Source organism: Thalassomonas sp. M1454 (assembly GCF_007097525.1).
Taxonomy (GTDB): Bacteria; Pseudomonadota; Gammaproteobacteria; order Enterobacterales; family Alteromonadaceae; genus Thalassotalea_A.
Window position 1 is genome coordinate 56,120 of the sequence record NZ_VKDD01000009.1, and the last position, 21,637, is coordinate 77,756.

Annotated in this window: 10 protein-coding genes; 4 read left to right on the forward strand and 6 right to left on the reverse strand. The window is 37.3% G+C overall.

What is annotated here, in order from left to right; translation table 11 throughout:
• The 3 genes from rsmH to FNN08_RS15300 form a co-directional block, all read right to left on the reverse strand.
• Positions 1-945, reverse strand: coding sequence for a 16S rRNA (cytosine(1402)-N(4))-methyltransferase RsmH (rsmH, locus tag FNN08_RS15290; protein WP_143587336.1), 945 nt, complete (start codon positions 943-945; stop codon positions 1-3).
• 2 nt (positions 946-947) lie between these two features.
• A complete protein-coding gene (gene mraZ / locus FNN08_RS15295; protein ID WP_143587338.1) occupies positions 948-1,406 on the reverse strand; it encodes a division/cell wall cluster transcriptional repressor MraZ in 459 nt (152 codons plus the stop codon).
• 366 nt (positions 1,407-1,772) lie between these two features.
• Positions 1,773-3,320 (reverse strand): sugar porter family MFS transporter, encoded by a 1,548-nt coding sequence (locus tag FNN08_RS15300; RefSeq protein ID WP_143587340.1) that lies wholly within the window; start codon positions 3,318-3,320, stop codon positions 1,773-1,775.
• A 253-nt stretch (positions 3,321-3,573) separates the two neighbouring features.
• Between FNN08_RS15300 and tkt the strand changes: the two genes are divergently transcribed.
• From tkt to FNN08_RS15320, 4 genes are all read left to right on the forward strand, one after another.
• Positions 3,574-5,580, forward strand: a complete 2,007-nt coding sequence (tkt, locus tag FNN08_RS15305) for a transketolase (RefSeq protein WP_143587342.1) — start codon at positions 3,574-3,576, stop codon at positions 5,578-5,580.
• Between the two features lie 10 nt (positions 5,581-5,590).
• Positions 5,591-7,243, forward strand: coding sequence for a glucose-6-phosphate isomerase (gene pgi / locus FNN08_RS15310; RefSeq protein WP_143587344.1), 1,653 nt, complete (start codon positions 5,591-5,593; stop codon positions 7,241-7,243).
• Positions 7,244-7,400: 157 nt separating this feature from the next.
• Entirely contained in the window at positions 7,401-12,488 is a 5,088-nt protein-coding gene (locus FNN08_RS15315; protein WP_143587346.1) for a PAS domain S-box protein, read from the forward strand.
• A 146-nt stretch (positions 12,489-12,634) separates the two neighbouring features.
• A complete protein-coding gene (locus FNN08_RS15320) occupies positions 12,635-13,948 on the forward strand; it encodes a malic enzyme-like NAD(P)-binding protein (RefSeq protein WP_143587347.1) in 1,314 nt (437 codons plus the stop codon).
• Between the two features lie 77 nt (positions 13,949-14,025).
• On the opposite strand, the gene FNN08_RS15325 is transcribed toward FNN08_RS15320, so the two are convergent.
• From FNN08_RS15325 to FNN08_RS15335, 3 genes are all read right to left on the reverse strand, one after another.
• Positions 14,026-15,996: an alpha/beta hydrolase family protein gene (locus tag FNN08_RS15325; protein ID WP_143587349.1), complete on the reverse strand. Its 1,971-nt coding sequence runs from the start codon at positions 15,994-15,996 to the stop codon at positions 14,026-14,028.
• A 207-nt stretch (positions 15,997-16,203) separates the two neighbouring features.
• Positions 16,204-20,532, reverse strand: a complete 4,329-nt coding sequence (locus FNN08_RS15330) for an Ig-like domain-containing protein (protein ID WP_143587351.1) — start codon at positions 20,530-20,532, stop codon at positions 16,204-16,206.
• Positions 20,533-20,597: 65 nt separating this feature from the next.
• On the reverse strand, positions 20,598-21,473 hold the full coding sequence (locus FNN08_RS15335) for a hypothetical protein (protein ID WP_143587353.1): 876 nt from the start codon (positions 21,471-21,473) through the stop codon (positions 20,598-20,600).
• Between the last annotated feature and the right edge of the window lie 164 nt (positions 21,474-21,637).

Consider the following 21,637-nt stretch of genomic DNA (forward strand, 5'->3'; position numbering starts at 1 on the left):
TTAATCCTTGGCTAATCTTTCTGCCACTCGTAGAACTGAACTGCGAGAACGAACATTTTCATCAATTTCAGTTTTACTTGGCTTTAATCTTTTTCCAACAAGAGCAAGTTTTTTGCCCTTTTGTGCTTCTACTTCAGTTACCGGCAAACCGCGAGGTAATTTCTTACCTTGGCTATGCTTTTTCATAAACTGCTTCACCAAACGATCTTCTAAAGAATGAAAACTTATTACCACTAAGCGCCCACCTTCATGTAAAACATCAAGAGCCGCATTTAATACATTTTCAATTTGCTCAAGCTCCGAGTTAATGTACATACGAATAGCTTGAAAACTTCTTGTCGCTGGGTGTTTTTTAATTTCTTTTTGCGGTGCAACTGTTGCTATAATTTTTGCTAATTGACCTGTGGTTGTAATTTCACTTTCTGCGCGGGCATCGATAATGCCATTGGCAATGCGCCATGCATGTTTTTCTTCGCCAAAGGTTCTTAATACCCAAGTAATGTCTTCAACATCAGCGCTGTTAATCCACTGCGCTGCTGTTTGGCCTTTACTCGTATCCATACGCATATCTAAAGGACCGTCACGCATAAAGCTAAAGCCACGGCTTGCGTCATCAATTTGCGGTGATGAAATACCAAGATCGAGTAAAATACCATCTACTTTATCTGTAACATCTAAATCAATGGCTATGTTGGCAAGCTCAGCAAAGCCATTATGAACAATAGAAAAGCGGGGATCGTCAGCAAATCTTAGCGCAGACTCTATTGCTGTCGGATCCCTGTCGATCGCAATTAAACGACCATTATCACCCAAGGTTTTTAATATCAACCCAGAATGACCGCCTCGACCAAATGTGCAGTCGATATAAGTGCCGTCTGGTTTTATATCCAGAGCGTCAACGGACTCTTGTAGCAGTACCGATATGTGTGAAAATTCTGTCGCCATAATTACAGTGAAAAATCTTGTAAGCGTTCAGTTAATTCAAGTTCGCCAGATTGAATATCACCAATGCCTTGTTGCATTTGTGCTTGCCAAACTGATTCATCCCAAATCTCAAACTTATTAAATAACCCAACGAGCATAATGCTCTTATCCAAGTTGGCATGTTGGCGCAATACGCCGTTTAATAACAATCGACCATTTTTATCAAGTTCACACTCTGTAGCATTACCTAGCAAGATTCGCTTGATGGTGCGCTCACTTTTATTCATATCTGATAAGCGGCTTAATTTTAGTTCTAGCTCTTCCCATTCTGGTAATGGGTAAAGTAATAAACACGGGCTTTCTGTGTGCAGGGTGCAAACCATTTTACCTTCGTAATCGGCAAACAAAGACTCACGGTACCGAGTTGGTATCGTGATACGATTTTTGCTATCTAAGGTTACGTTGCTTGCGCCTCTAAACATGAGTTTTTATTTTTGTGATCTTAATTATTATTTTCGTTTGTTTTTTATACGATTATTTTTAAGATCCACATTTCTCCACTTTTTCCCACTTAAGTACAGTTTAGTGATAATAGTCAACCGTTGTCAAGTAAAGTTAAGGGATTAAAATAGCGAGCGATCTCTATAAAAAATAAGGGATAGCGCTAAGTTGTTTATAATGTGGAGGTTTGTGGAACATAAGGGCTATTTTAACCCAAAAAAATAACTTAAAAGGTGATCAATTGTCGATGAATTGCAGTCCAATTGTGACTGCTGAGTGTAAAAATGGGGCTGTGTTATAAACTAGCCTATAAACTTTTCTCGATTATAGGCTAGTTTATTGATGGATTAAGAAACTAATTTTTTCTCAATTTGCTCGAGGGTTTTTCCTTTGGTTTCTGGCAGTAAGTAGGAAATCAAAACAAAACCTAACACAGCAAATAAACCATACAATAGAAACGTTAAGGCCGTACCTAAATTTGATAACTGCCAAGGGAAAATTAATTGAATACTAAAACTGATTGCTGAATTAATCACCCCAACTACAGATATTGCGATACCACGTAAATGGTTGGGAAATATTTCTGCCAGTAAAACCCACATTACAGGTCCAAGAGATACGGCGAATGAAGCAACAAACCCTAAAATTCCAGCAAGAACAAAAGTGGCTTCTATATTAATCGCCGATTGAATTAGTTTCGCTTCATGTTTTTTAAATTCTTGTTTGCCTAGAGCATCTGTTAACGCTTGCTTAAATTCTAAGTCATCATTAAATTCTACATTAACTATTGGTTGTAGTTGCTCCTGATTAATCTCAAGAGTTTGCACAGCATTAGGTGTAAGTTTATAAGTAGCATTATTAAAGCCGATAAAACAAAGTATCATACTAAGTGCAATACCGATCAAGCCCACATTAAGTAAAGGTTTACGACCAACCTTATCTATTAAGAGCATAGCAATAATAGTAAAGATGACATTAATTAGCCCCACCCATACCGCTTGCGCAAATGCCGCATTAGTGCCAACACCACTTTGTTCAAATATGCTTGGTGCATAAAAGTAAATCGCATTAACACCGGTAACTTGTTGGAAAATAGCTACCGTTACACCAATAAGCATCACTAAGCGCATTTTCTTAGAAAATAATTCCTTAAAGCTTGCTAACAGGTTAGGTGTTTTTGCCTGCTTGGTTTTTTCAATTTCGTTTAGTTCAACTTGCATTAACTCTGCGCCATGCAACTTAGTTAAAACTTCTTTGGCTTTTTGTTGCTCCCCTTTCATCACAAGATACCTAGGACTCTCAGGAATAAAGAACAAACCAATAAAAAATAACATTGCCGGTAGAATTTCTAAACCTAACATCCAGCGCCAAATATTTTCTTGTAAATTAATGCTGGTTGCTAAAGCGCTTTCACTTTGCATCAAATCAACTAAAAAGTAATTAGTAAAATAAGCTGCAGATAAACCAATAACAATATTGAATTGATTTATCGATATCATTTTACCGCGCTGCTTGGCTTCTGATATTTCGGCTATATATACAGGCGCTAAAATTAAAGATGAAAATGCCATGCCACCTAAAAACCTAGAGACAATCAACATTTCATAGCTATTAGCAAAAGTAGAACAAACCGCAGAGACAACATAAAGCAGAGCAATAACTAACAAGACCTTTTTACGGCCGACTTTATCGCTGATAGTTCCTGCCACCGATGAAGCTATAACAGCGCCTAACGTTGGCGAGCTAACAACAAAGCCTTGTTGCCAATCGGTTAAGTTAAATTCTATCGCAACAAAGCTAACAACACCGGAAATAACTGATGCGTCAAAACCAAAGACGAAACCACCAAAGGAGACCATTAACGCGATATATAAACTTGGACTAATTTTATGCATGTAATATTAATTCTTATTTTTTATAAACTATGAGGATGCTATCTATTTAAGCCCATGGAGTAAACCCCATTTGCGTTAAAGCGGATTTTAGCGTTAATAAGTGCTCTAAAAAGCGTTATTTTTGTGACGGTTAAGTAATTAAATTAAAGATCTAATAACAAATATCAAAAAGCTCTCGAAAGATTATTGTTTTACGAGCCAGAACGAACAATAATAGAAGCAATTAAAACATAAACTGCAGGTAGTAATCTTAATGACTTCACGTAAACAACTAGCTAACGCCATCAGAGTGTTATCTATGGATGCTGTTCAACAAGCAAATTCAGGCCATCCGGGCGCACCTATGGGCATGGCTGACATAGCCGAAGTGTTATGGAATGACTTTTTAAAACATAACCCTGAAAATCCAAACTGGCCTGACCGAGATCGTTTTATTTTATCTAACGGTCACGGCTCTATGCTTATCTACTCGCTACTACATTTATCAGGTTATGATTTACCTATCGAAGAAATTAAAAACTTCCGTCAATTACATTCAAAAACCCCTGGTCACCCAGAATATGGCTACACACCGGGTGTAGAAACAACAACGGGCCCATTAGGCGCAGGTATATCTAATGCTGTAGGTATGGCAATTGCAGAAAAAACCTTAGCAGCACAATTTAACCAACCAGGTCACGATATCGTTGATCACTTTACCTACTGTTTCTTAGGAGATGGTTGTTTAATGGAAGGTATCTCACACGAAGCTTGTTCATTAGCTGGTACCTTAGGTTTAGGTAAACTTATCGCATTCTGGGATGACAATGGTATTTCAATCGACGGTGAAGTTGAAGGTTGGTTTACGGATGATACCCCTGCACGTTTTAAATCTTACGGCTGGCATGTAATTAGTGACGTTGATGGTCACGATCCTGTTGCTATTAGCAATGCGATTAAAGCGGCACAAGCAGAAACAGGCAAACCAACAATGATCTGTTGTAAAACTGTGATTGGATTTGGCTCTCCAAACAAGTCTGGTAGCCATGATTGTCACGGTGCCCCTCTTGGTCATGACGAAGTTGCTGCCGTGCGCGAATTTTTAAACTGGGAAGAGAAAGAATCTTTCGTTGTTCCTGATGAAGTTTATGCTGGTTGGGATAAAAAGCAGCAAGGCGTTGATCGCCAAGCGCAATGGGAAGCAGCATTTGTTGAATACAAAAACGCTCATCCAGAATTAGCAGCAGAATTTGAACGTCGTGTAATTAGCAAAGATTTACCAAGCGATTTTGCCGAAAAAGCAGATGAGTTTATTCAAGCATCACAAGCTAGTATGGCTAATGTTGCATCTCGCAAAGCATCACAAAATTCAATTGAAGCATTTGCGCCATTATTACCTGAATTATTAGGTGGCTCTGCCGATTTAGCTGGCTCTAACTTAACACTATGGTCTGGTTCAAAAGGCATTAGTGCAGATGATGCTTCAGGTAACTACTTATTCTACGGCGTACGTGAATTTGGTATGAGTGGCATAATGAATGGTATCTCGTTACATGACGGTTTCATTAACTATGGTGCAACCTTCTTAATGTTTATGGAATACGCTCGTAATGCCGTACGTATGTCAGCGTTGATGGGCATTCAAAATATTTTCGTTTACACCCATGACTCAATTGGCCAAGGCGAAGATGGTCCTACTCACCAACCGGTAGAGCAAGTTCCTAACCTGCGCTTAACACCAAACTTAACAACATGGCGTCCATGTGATGCAACCGAAAGTGCTGTTGCTTGGAAAGCGGCAATCATGAATCAAGATGCACCAACTGCATTAGTATTCTCACGCCAAGGTTTAACTCACCAAGTACGTAATGCTGAGCAAGTTGAGAATATTTCTAAAGGTGGTTACATCTTACAAGATTGTGCTGGTACTCCAGATGCAATTTTAATTGCTACCGGCTCTGAAATGACGATTACCATTGAAGCTGCAAATCAATTAACGGCTCAAGGTCATAACGTTCGCGTAGTTTCTATGCCAAGTACCAATGTATTTGATGCTCAAGATGAAGCATATCAAGAAGCTGTTCTACCAAGCTCGGTTAATAATATCGTTGCTGTTGAAGCCGCTCATAAAGATTTTTGGTACAAGTACGTTGGCCGTAAGGGTCGCGTAATTGGCATGGAAACTTTTGGCGAGTCAGCACCTGGCAATGTGCTATTAGAACACTTTGGTTTTACAGTAGAAAATGTTGTTAATACTACATTAGCGCTTATCAATAAATAGGATTATTACCATGACCTCCAGAGCTTCACTACCAAGTTGGCAAGCATTGCAAAAACATGCTGTTGAAATGAAAACTCAACACATGAAGGACTTGTTTAGTAAAGATGCAAATCGTTTTAATGAGTTTTCGTTAAACTCAGATTCATTTTTATTTGATTACTCAAAAAATTTGATCACCAGCGATACCATGCAAAAGCTTTTTACTCTTGCTCGAGACTGTGAATTAGAGCAGTGGCGCGAAAAGATGTTCAGTGGTGAGCGTATTAACACCACTGAAGATCGTAGCGTATTGCATGTGGCTCTGCGAGATCGTTCAAATACTCCTTTAATTGTTGAAGGTGAAAACCTTACCGAAAAAGTACAAGCTGCATTAGCTCAAATTAAAGACTTCAGCGAACGTATTAGAACGGGAACTTGGAAAGGCTATTCAGGTAAACGCATTAAAGATGTGGTTAATATTGGTGTTGGTGGTTCTAATTTAGGGCCACAGATGGTGACTGAAGCCTTAAAGCACTACAGCGATCAAAGTGTTAGGGTGCATTATGTATCTAACGTTGATGGTACTCAAATTGCTGATATTTTAAGACCTCTTGATCCTGAAAACACCTTATTCATTATTTCGAGTAAAACCTTTACTACCACCGAAACCATGACCAATGCCCAAACGGCAATGAAATGGTTGGTAACATCTGCATTTGATGAAAAAGCCATCGGTAAACATTTTGTGGCAGTGTCATCAAATAAAGCAACCGCCTGCGAATTTGGTATTGAAGAAGAGAATATCTTTGATATGTGGGATTGGGTTGGTGGTCGTTTTTCATTGTGGTCAGCAATCGGCTTACCAATTGCTCTTGATTTAGGTTTTGACAAATTTGTCGAGCTACTCGAAGGTGCTTACGAAGTAGACCAACACTTTAAAACCGCGCCTTTAGAAAAAAATGCACCAGTAATTATGGCTCTATTAAGCTTATGGAATTGCACATTTTTAGGTTCGCAATCACAAGCTATATTACCTTATGACCAACCATTGCATAAATTAACGGCTTATCTACAACAAGCAGAGATGGAAAGTAATGGTAAGTCGGTTAACTGGCAAGGTGATGAAGTGGACTACCCTACCGTACCTTCAATTTGGGGTGAAATAGGTATTAATGGTCAGCATGCCTTTTATCAGTACTTGCATCAAAGTAATAACGTTGTACCAGCTGATTTTATTGGCTCTGTCGCATCAGTTACTCCTGTTAAAGGCCATCACGATACATTAATGGCTAACTTTTTTGCACAAACAGAAGCACTAATGGGTGGTGTTGATGAACAGCAAGTACGCGCTGATTTGAAAGCAAAAGGACGCAATCAAGAATACATTGATAAAGTTGCTCCACATAAAGTGCATAAAGGTAATCGCCCAACTAACACGATTTTAATGGACCAAATAGAGCCACGCTCTATTGGTAGTTTAATTGCCTTATATGAGCATAAGATTTTTACTCAAGGAATCTTATTGCAAATATGTTCTTTTGACCAATGGGGTGTTGAGTTAGGTAAAGGCTTAGCCAATAACATCTACGATGAACTTAAGTCGGATGTTATTGATGGCAAGCACGATAGTTCAACTCAAAATTTAATTAACTATTATAAAGCAACTAAAGCTGCTAAATCATAATTCAAACAATTAGCTTTAAGCTATTGCCTCAATCTAAAGCACAGTATTTTTACTGTGCTTTTTTTGTTTTATAAAAAGACTCAATGAGCAGAAATTTAATGGACTTGGCATTTGTTACTGCTATGATAAGAATATTAATAACTTATTGATTTTTTGTATGAATAACGAATCGTTAATTGCTTTAGTTGTTTTGCTGATCGTCGGCTTAATCTTTGTTGTAAAAAAACTTAGAAACCAAGCCCATAAAGAAGCCGTAGATATTCTTAATAACAAACGCTCTAGACAGCTGATCACTGGTGCTCTTTCTATCTTTGCCATCATTGTTTTATTTATTATTAGTTATGGTTTAGACAGAATAAAGCAGCAAATAAATATACAAGCTGTTGCTTCTTTGCAAGCCGTATCTGAAGCCACAGAATCGTCATTACAAGTATGGCTTGAAGACCGTAAGTTATTACTAAACACACTAACTTCAGATCCTAAAATCAAACGATTAACCGAGCGTTTATTAGCGCTTCCACCTGAACAGATAACTAGAAGCTACCCACTCTCAGAGCTTCGCCAGTACCACCAAAACTTACCGCAAGAATATAAAAATATTGGTTTTTTTATTATTTCTAAAGATAAATTAAACTACGCTTCACAACGTGATAGTAACTTAGGTGAAACTAATATTATTCACTTGCAGCGCCCTAACCTATTGGCTCGTGTATTTAACAATGAAACGGTTTTAGTGCCACCAATAAAGTCAGATGTATCATTACATGACATACAAAAAGGTTTAGGTGCTCACAATACGACCATGTTTATCGCCGGCCCAATAAACGATGAGCAAGGTAATGTTATTGCGGCAATGACCATACGTATTGATCCATTTAAAGAGTTTTATAATTTTGCATCAACAAGTCGAGTAGGTGTTTCAGGAGAGACTTACTTTGTAAATGCGAAAGGACAAATGATTTCTCCGAGTCGATTTGAAAGCCAATTAGCCGAAATAGGCTTATTAGCAGGAGGAGAATCAAGCATATTAAACTTTACCTTAGTAGATCCCGGCCACGCTCTTACAGCTGAAAAACCTCTACAGCAAACTAACAAACCGCTCAGCTTCATTGCTAGTGTTAAAAACGTATTGGCTAAAAATAATGGGTCTAGTGATACAGGTTATAGAGACTATCGTGGTCAAGAAGTGATCGGTTCTTGGCGTTGGAATGATGATTTAGGTTTCGGCATTATTTCAGAAATAGATGTCGCAGAAGTTCAAAAAGGCTATCAAGAACTTAGGTTCACTATCAGCGCTGTACTACTAGCTATTGTGATCTTAACGTTTTTACTTGGCAATGCCGCTTTAAATATATTAAAAAGAATGAACAACCGCTTAAGTCGCTCCAACATTGAGCTTGAGCAAAGAGTTAAAGAAAGAACTAAGAAACTATCTGATAGAGAAAGTCGCTTATGGGATCTTTACGAAAACTCACCGGTTGCGCATGCAACTATTTTAAATTCGGGTAAATTTAATAAACACAATAATGTCTTTGCTCAACTTACCGGCAGAGATCGTGATGAATTTGAACATCTGCATTGGGGGGAACTATTACCGAGTTGTGATGCTAAAAATTGCGATTTAGCAGACGTTGGCCACAAGTTATTTAAGCAGGCATTTTCAGGCTTAAGCCAAAAAGATGTATTGATAAATATTCTGCATAAAAGTGGTAAAATTCTTACCGTTTCTACATCCGCAATTCCATCTTCTGATAATCAAGAAATAAGAATTTCATTAGTTGATGTCACCGAGCGGGAAAGTGCATTAGAGCGTTTATCACATAATGAAAAACAATTTCGCTCAATGGTTGGCAATATTCCAGGAGCCGTATTTCGTTTTGAAACAAAAACAAATGCCCCGGTAAAACAAAAAAATAACTTAGTATTTATTAGTGAAAAAATTGTCGAAATTACCGGGTTTCCTGCCAGTGACTTTATAGGTGAAAAAGCGACACAGCAAATTGAAAACTTTATCAGTAGTGCAGACAAAAAGCGTTTAGATTTATTAGTACAAAAATCAATTAAAGATGAAAAACCATTTTTACTCGAGCTTAAATTAACTGATCGTAATAATGATAAGAAGATCGTGCAATTAAAAGCAAAAGCATTGGAAGACAGCGCTAATGAGAAAGTCTATTTTGATGGAGTAATGGTAGATATTACTGATCAAATCAAGCTCCAAAATGAATTATTAGAAAGTGAAAATAGATTCCGCACTATTTTAGACAGTGTTGCTGATGGCATAGTCGTTATTGATAAAAAGGGCATTATTCAAAACTTTAGCCCAGCAGCCGAAAAAATATTTGGCTACAGTGGCGATGAAATTATCGGCGAAAATATAAAAGTGATTCAACCAGATGACGTTGCTCATAGACACGATGATATTTTAAGTAATTATCATCCTGGTAAAAAGTCAGCAGTTGTAGGCTCAACAGCAAGTGTTCTTGGTAAACGAAAAAATAATGAGTTATTCCCATTAGAATTATCAGTACGAGAAACCGTATTAGATAATGAAATCGTATACATTGGCGTGTTGCGCGATATCACCGAAAGAGCTGAGCAAGAACAATTAATTAAAGAAAGTCAGGAACGTCTTGATGCTGCAACATTTGGCGCACGAATTGGTCTTTGGGAGCTTTACCCTTATGAGAAAGTTGCAAGAATAAACTCAGTAAGCGCAAACTTATTAGGCTATAAACAAGTTGATAATAGCAACAGTAAAGACGAATGGTTTACTATAGACGATAGTGGTGAAGTATTTAATCAATTATCACATCCTGATGACAGAGAGCCAGCACAATTGCATATGAAAGATTGTGTTGAAGGACGTACCTCAGAGTTTAAACAAGAAATTCGCTTTAAGAACTTCCATGGCGATTATAACTGGATTTTAGATATTGGTCGGGTAACAGAATACGATGAGAACAATCGTGCAATTCGTATTTCTGGCGTTCATATTGATATTACTGAGCGCAAGCAATTAGAGCTAGATTACGCACAAGCACAAAAAGCAGCCGAAGATGCAAATAAGGCGAAATCAGATTTCTTAGCGAATATGTCACACGAGATCCGCACCCCGATGAATGCCATTATTGGTATGTCACATTTAGCTTTAGAAACCGATTTAGATAGAAAACAACGTAACTACGTAGATAAAGTTCATCGTTCAGCTGAATCGTTGCTTGGCATCATAAATGATATTTTAGACTTTTCTAAGATAGAAGCGGGCAAACTTGACGTAGAAACCATTGAGTTTAATTTAGGTGATGCGTTAGATAATTTAGTTAATTTTGTCAGCATTAAAGCTGAAGAAAAACAACTGGAACTACTGTTTGATATAGAGCCAGAATTACCAATGGACTTAATTGGTGATCCACTTCGTTTAACTCAAGTATTAATCAATCTAGCCAATAATGCCGTTAAGTTTACCTCTGAAGGTGAAGTAATTCTCAGCATAACCAGTAAATTCATTAATTCAGATTACGTTGAATTAAAATTTGCCATTACCGATACTGGTATTGGTATGACCCAAGATCAACAAGATAAATTGTTTCAACCATTTACTCAAGCAGACGCATCTACCACCCGTAAACACGGAGGCACAGGCTTAGGGTTAGCTATTTCTAAAAAGTTAGTCAATTTAATGGGTGGCCAGATTGAATTAGAGAGTGAATTAGGTAAGGGCTCTACCTTCTCATTTACTATAACCTTAACTCGCCAAGAAGAAAGCAAGCGCAAGACGTTAAAACCAATCTCTGAATTGAATAAAATTTTAGTAGTTGATGATAATACTCATGCCAGAGAAATATTTTCAAAAATGCTGCAAACTCTAGGCTATGAAGTTACCGCTGTAGGATCTGCATCACAAGCATTAGTGTTATTACGAGATGCTGATGCGGCAAAACCATATCAGCTGGTTCTGATGGATTGGCAAATGCCAACGATGGACGGTATTGAAGCCATAACCATAATAGAAAATAAATTAGACTTAAAAAATCCACCTAAGATATTCATGGTGACAGCCTTTGGTAAAGAGGAACTCAAATTACAACTTGGAGATTTAAATGTTGAAACAGTGTTAACCAAACCAGTAACTGCCTCTTCGTTAAATGATGCAATTATGGATGCTATGGGACGAAATCAACATAGCTCTATTGACTTAGGTTCACGACAAAACAAATCGAAAGACTCTATTGCCTTACTCCAAGGGGCGAATATTCTTGCAGTAGAAGACAATGAAGTTAACCAAGAACTAATTCAAGGGTTACTTAACAACAACGACATAAAATGTACTATTGCTAGCAATGGCCAAGAAGCTATCGACATATTAAAAGAAGTAACATTCGACGGCGTATTAATGGATTGTCAAATGCCGGTTATGGATGGTTATACCGCAACTAAAATATTGCGTGAAATGCCTGAATTTAGCAAGCTTCCGATAATAGCGATGACCGCAAACGCGATGTCAGGTGATAGAGAAAAAGCTTTGGCTTGTGGGATGAATGATCATATTCCTAAGCCAATCAATGTCGCATTAATGTTCCAGACCATGGCTAAATGGATTTCGGTTCAATCAAACAATAATAGTGAAGCTATTAGTAATAATCTGCAAATTGATATTGATTTACCTAAGCGCCTAAATACTATAGATATTGAAGACGGCTTAAAGCGTACTATGGGAGATAAGCAGCTTTATGTGAAGTTATTAGCCAAGTTTGTCCATGGCCACAAAGACTTTGCTGAGCAATTCAATCAAGCGATGACAGACAATGATATAGAGCTAAGTACGCGTTTAGCTCATACGTTAAAAGGCTTAGCAGGAAATATTGGCGCTATTGATTTACAAAACTCAGCGAGTTTATTAGAAGCGCAAGCGCTCAACAGTAGTATTTCTACTCCATGTGTACTCGAAGTAGAAATGAGTTTGGAAAAAGTAATTGTAGAGCTAACTGAATTACTCGAAAATTTAAAGCAACAAACAACCCCGCAACAATCGACAAGCAGTAACGTCGATATTAGCGAAATATTACAAACCTTACTGCCGATGCTTGAAGATTATGATACGCAAACCACTGACTATCTCATTGCTCATGAGCAAAGCCTACAAAGTAGTGGCGGCAGAAAATGGTTTGTTAGCCTACAAACTGCCGTTGAAAATTATGACTATGATACAGCAACAGCTTTAGTCCAAGAGAAGTTGAGTTAAATACAACTTAGTTATATTAACAATGCCCTATTTATATAGGGCATTTTTTTTGAAAAAAATATTTAAATTTAGCCTTTAGTCTACTTTTATGATCTGGTCTAACCTGTTAACCTAAAATATTACAACTTGTTAACATCGAGGTTAAAATGCGCATTGTAGAAATATTACTAGTAGAAGCTCCCCATAAGCCTGGTTACATGGCTAAAGTTTTAGGTGTCATCGGCAGCTTTGGTGCGACTGTTGAAGGTTTAAATGCAGTTAGACGCCTCGATAAAGATACAATTTGGGAAGTAACCGTTGAATATGATGACTCACTTAGTATTGAAGACTTGTTTGAGCAAATAAATCAATTACCAGAAACTTGTATTACCGGTAAATCTGACAGGGTTTTTAATCGCCATAAACAAGGGAAGATTCAAACTATATCAAGGGTTACTATTGATTCATTAGAAATTTTGCGTGATGTTTACACGCCAGGTGTCGCCAGAGTATGCCAAGCAATTCAGCAAAGTCCTGAAAAAATTAAAGAATTTACTAACATTCAAAATACCGTAGCCATAGTTACTAATGGCACTGCTATTTTAGGGTTAGGTGATATAGGACCTGAAGCGGGATTACCTGTAATGGAAGGTAAGGCTGCAATTCTTGCTGAAATAGTCGGCTTGTCAGGCGTGCCTATCTTATTGAAAGAAAAAGATCCGCTTAAAATAATTGAAATTGTTGAAGCAATCTCTCCATCTTTCGGGGCTATCTTGCTTGAGGATATTAAAGCACCAGAGTGTTTTACTATTGAAGAAGAGTTAATAAAACGAGTAAATAAGCCGGTATTTCATGATGACCAACATGGTACAGCCATGGTAGTGCTTGCCGCCCTTCTTTCAGCAACCAAACAATCTGGAGTAGATTTAAAAGAGAAAGTATTTGGTCAAATTGGTTTAGGTGCAGCAGGTATGGGCATTTGTAACTTACTCTCTGAATACGGGGTAAAACAAGTTGTCGGCTGCGACTTAAATGAAGACGCACAGAAAAAACTACGTTCACTTGGCGGTAATCCAATGAGCCTTGATGAAGTTATGGCAACAGCTGACGTTGTAGTTGCTACAACAGGTGTAAAAGGCTTAATAAAGCCTGAAATGGTGCGTGAAGGCCAAATAATAATGGCATTAACTAATCCTGATCCTGAAATTGAGCCAAGTGTAGCGTTAGAAAATGGTGCCCTATTTGCCACCTGCGGCAAGGTAGTAAACAACATGCTCGCTTTCCCTGGTTTATTTAGAGGAACCTTAGATGCAGGAGTCATAGAGATCACTCATCAAATGAAAATAGCCGTATCTGAAACTTTATCTAATTTGGCACGAGAAGGCGCATTAGTACCAGCCTCATTAAACAAAGACGCACATGATAAAGTTGCTAAAGCTGTATATAACGCAGCAATTAAGCAAAAGAATGAATTTTTATAAATCAGCTGTAGTGGTTCACATAAAAAAGCCTACAATAATGTAGGCTTCCTATTTAACGCTGATAAAGATTCATCAGGCTAATCTTTTAAATGCTTTGCTAAAAAGCGCTCCACTTTGCGATAAAGGTTATAACGATTATCTTGGTCTATAAAGCCATGAGCTTCATCTTCTTCAATAAGTGATTCATATGGGTAGCCCATTTCATCTAGCTTTTTAGATACCGCTTCATATTGCTCAATAGGAACCCTTCTATCAACTGCGCCATGGACAAAAAATAAAGCCGCTTTAAGCTTATCTAAATGATAAATAGGAGAACGCTCTTTAACGAATTCTTCATCATAGGCATTCCAAGCTCTTTCTAAAAATCGTCTACCAGCATCATATAACCGGGTATCACTCTTGTCCTTTTGAATAGCGATATCGTACACACCTACATATGGTACAGCACACTTATATAAGTCTGGCTCTTTAACCACGCCCATTAAGGCTGCATAACCACCGTAACTTGCGCCATAGATACAGATCTTTTCTTTATCTGCAATACCTTCTTTAATTGCCCAGTGAACCGCATCAGTAAGATCGTCTTGCATCTCCTTACCCATTTTAAGATAGTGATCATAATGGAAACGATTACCTCGACCACCAGAGCCGCGGTAGTTAACTTGCATTACGGCATAACCTTTATTGGCAAAAAATTGAGCCTCACCATCATAGCCCCAATCATCAGTTACTCCATAAGGGCCACCATGTACAACCTGCACTAATGGTAGGTTTTTAGACTTACCTTTAGGTAAAGTGAGATAACCGCGAATTTCTAAACCATCTCGAGCAATAAAACTAAATGGTTTCATATCTGCAAAATCACTTTCTTTGCGCTCTGGCGCTTTACTTAACAAGAAAGATAAGGAATTTTTCTTAGTATCAAATAAATAGTATTCGCCGGCAACTTTATCGCTATATACATAAACCAACATAGTTGCACCATCTTTGGTTCGTCCCTTTAACACAACTTCTTTATTTGGAAATGCTGCAGATAAACTTTTACGAATATTCACATCTGGGTGATCGTTAGTAAGGTAACTGGTTTCAATATATCCAGGCATTCTTTTTATGCCGAGCAATACTGAGTTATTAAAATCTGTAGAATAAAGTTTAGACGTTACCTCTGCATCTCCCTCAAGCGGTAAGATAGTTTTAAACCTTTTGCTGTCTGGATTGTATAATTCAATACCTTTTTCCGTTTGAATATAAAGTTGCTTATTATCAGCGGCAATATCAATAGTTTTAAAAGTTGAATTACCTCTTTTTTCAGACTCTTTATCTACAATAGTTTTATGTAACTGCCAATCTTCATCTTTGCTTGCACGATAATAAAATGTACGTGTATTAATATCGGTATCTTCGTCGTACTGCCAATGAATGTAGTATCGAATAACATTATCATGATCTAAAACAATTGAAGAATTTGCTTCATTGCTTTTGGCAAACTCTCGTTGGTGTCCGGTAAATGTATTAACTTTATATATGGTTGAGTAAGCGCTGTTACGAATATACATCAGTACATATTTTTCTTCGTCCGGTAGAATATCGATAAGTTGTGATATTGCTCTTCTACCGACAGCTTTACCTGGTTTAGCAGGAGTGGGAATTAGCTGTCTTTTTTTTGAACCATCGACATTAACTGCAAATAAAAAACCTGTATCAGCCGGTTGGTCTAATGGACCAACTCTGGTGTACATTTTAACAATGACTCGATCATCAGAAACCCAATCAATTACTCCTACATCATTCTCATCACCAAAATGATTTATGGATAATATTTTATTAGTTTTAGTCTCCATAATGGCTAAGCGTAAAGCTCCATCCATTCGAACTTTTGCGGCTAAATACTCGCCGGTAGGGGAGATTTCCAAACCACTAAAGTCGGTATATTTAAAGAATGATTCAACAGGTAAATTTGGTGCGGTTTTAATATTAGCATTTACTGGCAAAGAGAATATAAAGTAAAAACTAAATAAACAAACTATAAGATGACTAAGTTGTTTCAAAAGAACTCCATTTCGATAAGTTATTATTTTACGGTATATTTACCTATTAACTTAAAAAATAAAAGAGTCTATACATCAAATTATTATTGAATTTATATTTAATATGCTAAATCGCAATTACTTTTCATATTAAATACAGAAAATTAATGGGGTTGGTAATATAGTTCAGTTCATAGTTATGAACTGAACTAAAAAATCTTGCTGAAACTAAAGTTCAAGTTTAAATAACTTACTACTTGTTGGGCCATTTTGGCTGCGATGATTGGATGCATTGATCTGAATATAATAATCCACTTTACGATTGTTAAAACGCCCGCCTAAACCAATTGTTATCGGCTTACCAATTTTATATTTATTATAAGTGTAAAGTGATTTAATCGGTTTTAATTGATCTTTACTGGTTCCTGCGAGGATCTCATATTCATTAGCATGTTTGATATGCGTCCAAGTTAACTGAAACTGCCCTTTTTTAAGTTCATAACTAATACCAGTAACCTTTTCAGGGGCGGTAAATGTGTGTGCAACGGTTACGCTTGCCTTAGCTGTTTGCACGAATTTGTCACTATTTTCAGCAATAACGTCAAATTGATAACTGGCTTGATTAAATAAGTTTCGACCTTTATAAAAGACTTTGCCAGAGGGCTTATCAACAGAGAATAGACCGGCATCTTTACCCGCAACGATATAGTATGAAATATCTTTTACATCTTTATTTTTAATCGCTATTTCACCGATAGCAAGTTTGTGATCACCTTCTTGCAATACTTCAAAATTATACTCATTATCGGTAAATGCTAAGGGCTGTTCAATTGCTGATATTAAATTGCTAGCAACTTCATTGTGTTTAATATCATCCCCTTGCTCTAGCTGTAACAGAAATGCTTCAAGCTCTGCTTGCTCAGAACTATCAAGAACACTAATGTCATTATGTCTGGCTACTGCAGTTAATAAATTAGCAGCAGAGCCATCGTGTAAATAAGGCGCACTCTGCCATAAGCCAATAAGTGTTGGCGTATCTAAACCTGTTAATTTAGCGCCTAAACGTTGGCCAGAGTTTTTACCTAAAGTTCCAACATCGTGTAGACGGCCAATAGTACTATCGGTTAAATGCTCAGTGCGATGACATTGATAACAAGCTAAATCAATAAAGTGCTGCCTGCCATTAAGTGCTGTTGCTGTCATCTCGCCATTGTTCTGACGATAAGGGCTGCGAGGATAGGTATCTAAGGAGGTAACATAATCATTAAGTTGATCTAAAAAAACACTAACTCCTGATTTTTTACTTGCGTAGGCAGCTTTCACTGCAGAATAGCTTTTAGTAATCAATCCTGTGCCTTGATTTAACTCTCTAATTTGTATTTCAAAATCATGAACTTCATCAAAATTTGCAGTCCAATGTAAAGGCCCATGAGCAAGGCCAGCATGACCTGATAAATCAATCGTATTTCTAAAGCCTTCTCCCATTTGGCTTAGATCCCAAATGCGTCCATCGTGTGAACCATCAAAATGGCAAGATGCACAGCTCATGTAACCTTCTTGCGAGAGGCTAGGACTGCGAGAGTCATAAAATATTTTCTTGCCGGCAAGTACCTCTGGCACAAGATTTTCTGTTTTTACCGTGCTAATGCTTTTAACAAAATCGATATCACCGGAGCCAATGATATCTTTAGTGCTATTAAATACTGCGACACTACGTGATAAGAAATTATGAATGTAGAGTTTACTGCCATCATCGCTGATAACCATACTTATAGGAGATAAGCCCATAGAATCAAAAGAGAAACTATTATGTTTACCGTAACTATCAACAGCCCAAATAGTACTAGACCCTAAGGTGGAAAAATAAACCATATTACCATTAGGGCTATAAACCGCAGCTGTAGCCATATCGCTATTGTCAAAATCTAAGCGTTGTTCAAAGTTTTCTTGTTGATTTCCTAATTCAATTTTTGCTGCCATGCTACGCACTGTATGATCAAAACTTAACGCTTCGCCAGCACGTTTCATCCCCCTATAGATATTATCTTTTTTAGCCGGAATCCAAACATCGTTATAGGTTGGGTTAATTGCCATGGCGCCCAAATAATTAGCTGCGCCCTTACCATTATTTAATCCATCAGGATTTAAACTTGGCGCCAATTCAATTGATTTGGTTACCTGCATCCTTGTTTGGTCAATAAAGCTGATACTAGCTCCGACATTTCCTTCAACTCTAAACTCAGGAATTATGAGTTGCTTATGTTTTGCATCATAAGCTATGTGTCTTAAAGTCCCATGAACGTCAGCTTTTCGGCTAACTTTATAGCTTGCTAAATCTATCTCAAGTACTTGCCCTTTCTGCGCTAGAGCAACGTATGCTTTTTGTTGGTTAGATAGAATTACTATGCCGTGAGGCTCACTACCATAATCTAAAGCAATCGTATGAATTAATTCCGCCGTATCGCTATTGATAATCGAAATAGTGTCCGCTTTCTTATTAGTTACCCATATTTGATTTTTATTAATTGCTAACGATGAAGGATTTTTACCAACTTTAACCTCAAAAAGTACATCTAGATTAGTGTCATCTATTGCCGTTAAAGTATCGTTGTCGGGATTAACTACATAAAGACGTTTAGCGTCATCATCAAATGCTAAGGTACTGCTTTGCTTTGGTTTATTTTTATGTAAAGGCATATAAATGGTTTGGATACTTGTTGTTTTATCCGTTGTTTGTAGAGTTTGCTCTACGCCTTTTATACGCGTTGTTAAAGTAACGATGAAATTTCCAGCTGCAGCATATTGATACTCAACCTCTGCTTTACTAGAAAAGTTAGTCTCTGGGCTTCCATCTCCAAAATTCCACGAATACTCAAACGATAAATCATTACCTGTATATAAAGCCTGTGCCTTAAATTTGCTGGTATGGCCTAACTCTATTTGCGATTGATGATTAATACTCGCGTTAAATTTACCGACATATTCTCCTGTAGAAAAGGTAGCAAGGCGTTTATTGCCGGCAAAGAAGTTACCGACTTGATCAGATAATCTATACTCAGCAGCATCATTAACAACGACTTCGTATGTGGTGTTCTTCTCTAGCGCTAACTTAGGAACAATATTTACCACACCTGCAGTATGACTATAGCCTGCTGGAACAGGTTTGTTAGAGCCAAGTTTACGTAAAGTTAAGCTATACTCAGATAAGCTATTAGCATCAATAAAATCAGAAAATGAAATACCTATTTTACTGTCTAATGCAACGCCTTTAGTGCCATCTTCAGGTAAAATATATCGTAAAGACGGCCCTGTTTTATCAGCTTGTTTTGCATGAATGCCAATATTAAATCGACTTTTTACATTGTGATCACTAGTAACCACAGCTAAGTTTCCGATTGGAGAAATAAAAGCGTAGTCATCGGCTTCAGGGTATTTCGGATTTATATCTGTAACATGGGTCGCTTTATTGCCTTGAACATGCCACTTACTTAAACCTGGGTAATGCCCTAGATACAAATGGTCATCAATAGCATATCCATACTCCGGCTTTTTTAATCTGGTTGTTGTAGCAAGAACATATTCTTTAATATTGTTAAGATCTGAAAAGTCATAACGAATAATTTTCGATTCCACCGGCTTGTTCATAATATTAGCTTCATTGCTCTTATTACGAGTTCCGCCGCCATAAAAGCTAGAACCATAAACAAAGCCCTGGTAGCCAATATTTACCGTATGATTAGTAATTACTTTTGGATTCGCCGGACGAGTAACATCAACAAAAACAACTTTAACATCTCGAACAGCTACAGCCGCGGGGCTTAATATTAATAAATCACCAATAACATGAGCTGATCGTAATGTTTCATTGTAAAGCCCTGACTTAGGAAGGTGTGCAATTGTTTTAGGAGCCGTTAAGTCTGTTGTGTCAATTACAAAAAGACCATTTGAACCAATAGGGGCATAAACATAACGCCCTCCTTGCCAAACAGGAGAGAATGAATAGCCATCATAATTGGTAGGTTTTTTTTGACTAGGATAAGTATAAGTAGAAACGATACGAGGGATGGTTTTAGGATCATTATCAAAAAACGGGGCTAAATCTAAAATCACAAACCCTGCATTGTTAACGCTACGAGTAGAAATTAATACGTAATCATTATGAAAAGCCAATGCATGAATTTCAGCGAAGTGACCAACATATTGGTCACTCGATGGCTCATGGTAAATATCAGGATAATCGCGGCTGTCAAATACTTGCTTTGGCGCTTTAGGATCGTCAATATTTATTAGCACAAAAGCACCCGCGCCTTGCCCACCTCCGCCATCAGCCCCAAGAGGAGCAAAGACAACACCACGGTGCAAGCCTACAGCACTAAGCGCGGCTTTAGTATCTAACCAAGATATTGGCGTAGTAATATTATCAACATCATAATCTTGGTTAAAAGCAAAGACCTTACTATCGTTAGCAAAAACTAACTGGCTACAGATGACAAAATACACTACGAAAATAGTGCTCAGCACCGACAACAACTTTTTAAGTTGACAAAAAACTTCCAAAACAAACACTTTTATACCTACATTTTTTATTTTTATTTTTATTTTTATTTTTATTTTTAGAGATATTATTTCAAAACAACGACAGAATGAATTGAGCCAGCTCTTACAGGGTCATGCCATTGCCAAATTAATTTACCTGCAGAATCAAACTCTAGTATTTGCGGCGCTTTTTCACTGTCATTTTTACCATGCCCAGTCCAATTTGCCACAACTACATTACCATTATCTAATAGAGTTACTGCACCGAAAAAGTTATATAACACATCAGGGTTTGTCCCTCTTCCGCCGATTACTTTAATTAACTCACCTTGCTTGTTAATTTCTAACAAACTTGCCCCATATCCAGTTGAAACCAAATAGTTATCATTCTTAAGTTCTAGTGCAAAATAAGGTTTTTTAGTGGCAGGAGCGATAAGTTTCAAATCAAATTCGCGCACAATCTGTCCTTGCTTATCGGCTTCTTTTATCACAGTTTCAGCACCAGTAAATAGATAGTTCCCTTGCTTATTGATTCGCAATAAACGCATATATTTGCCCATATTTATGGGCAATGTTGCGATTAATTTATCATTGTTATCTAAAAGCCAAATTTTCTGTTTATTAGCTAAATAAGTACTACCATCATGGTTACGGATAATAGACGCTATACCTGAGCCAAACTTTACTTCTTTAGCCAAACTACCATCGGCTAGATTGTATTCTTGATAGCCCTTAGGCTTACTAATAAGAATTTTGTTGCCAGCAATTAATTGCATATCTCGATTGCGACCAACCTCTATAGTCCAATCATTTTCAGGATTAAATTGATCAACCAAGAGCAATTGATGGCGCGACTCATCAAGGGCTAAAAAAATGTGTTTTATCGTTTCACCATGCGCAAAGCCAGAGAAAAACAAAGAAATATATAGAAAAGCTTTATAAAAACGAGGCAATAATGACATAGAAAGTTTGACCGAAATTTATTATTTTAATTAGTATATCGGCAATAACCTAAGTTGTTAATATAATTCAGGTATTAAGAAAATTAGAAAACAAAAAAGCTCTACATCTTGCGATGTAGAGCTTTCTGTAAATTTAGTGAGTTAGCCGTATAAGCCGGGTTCTG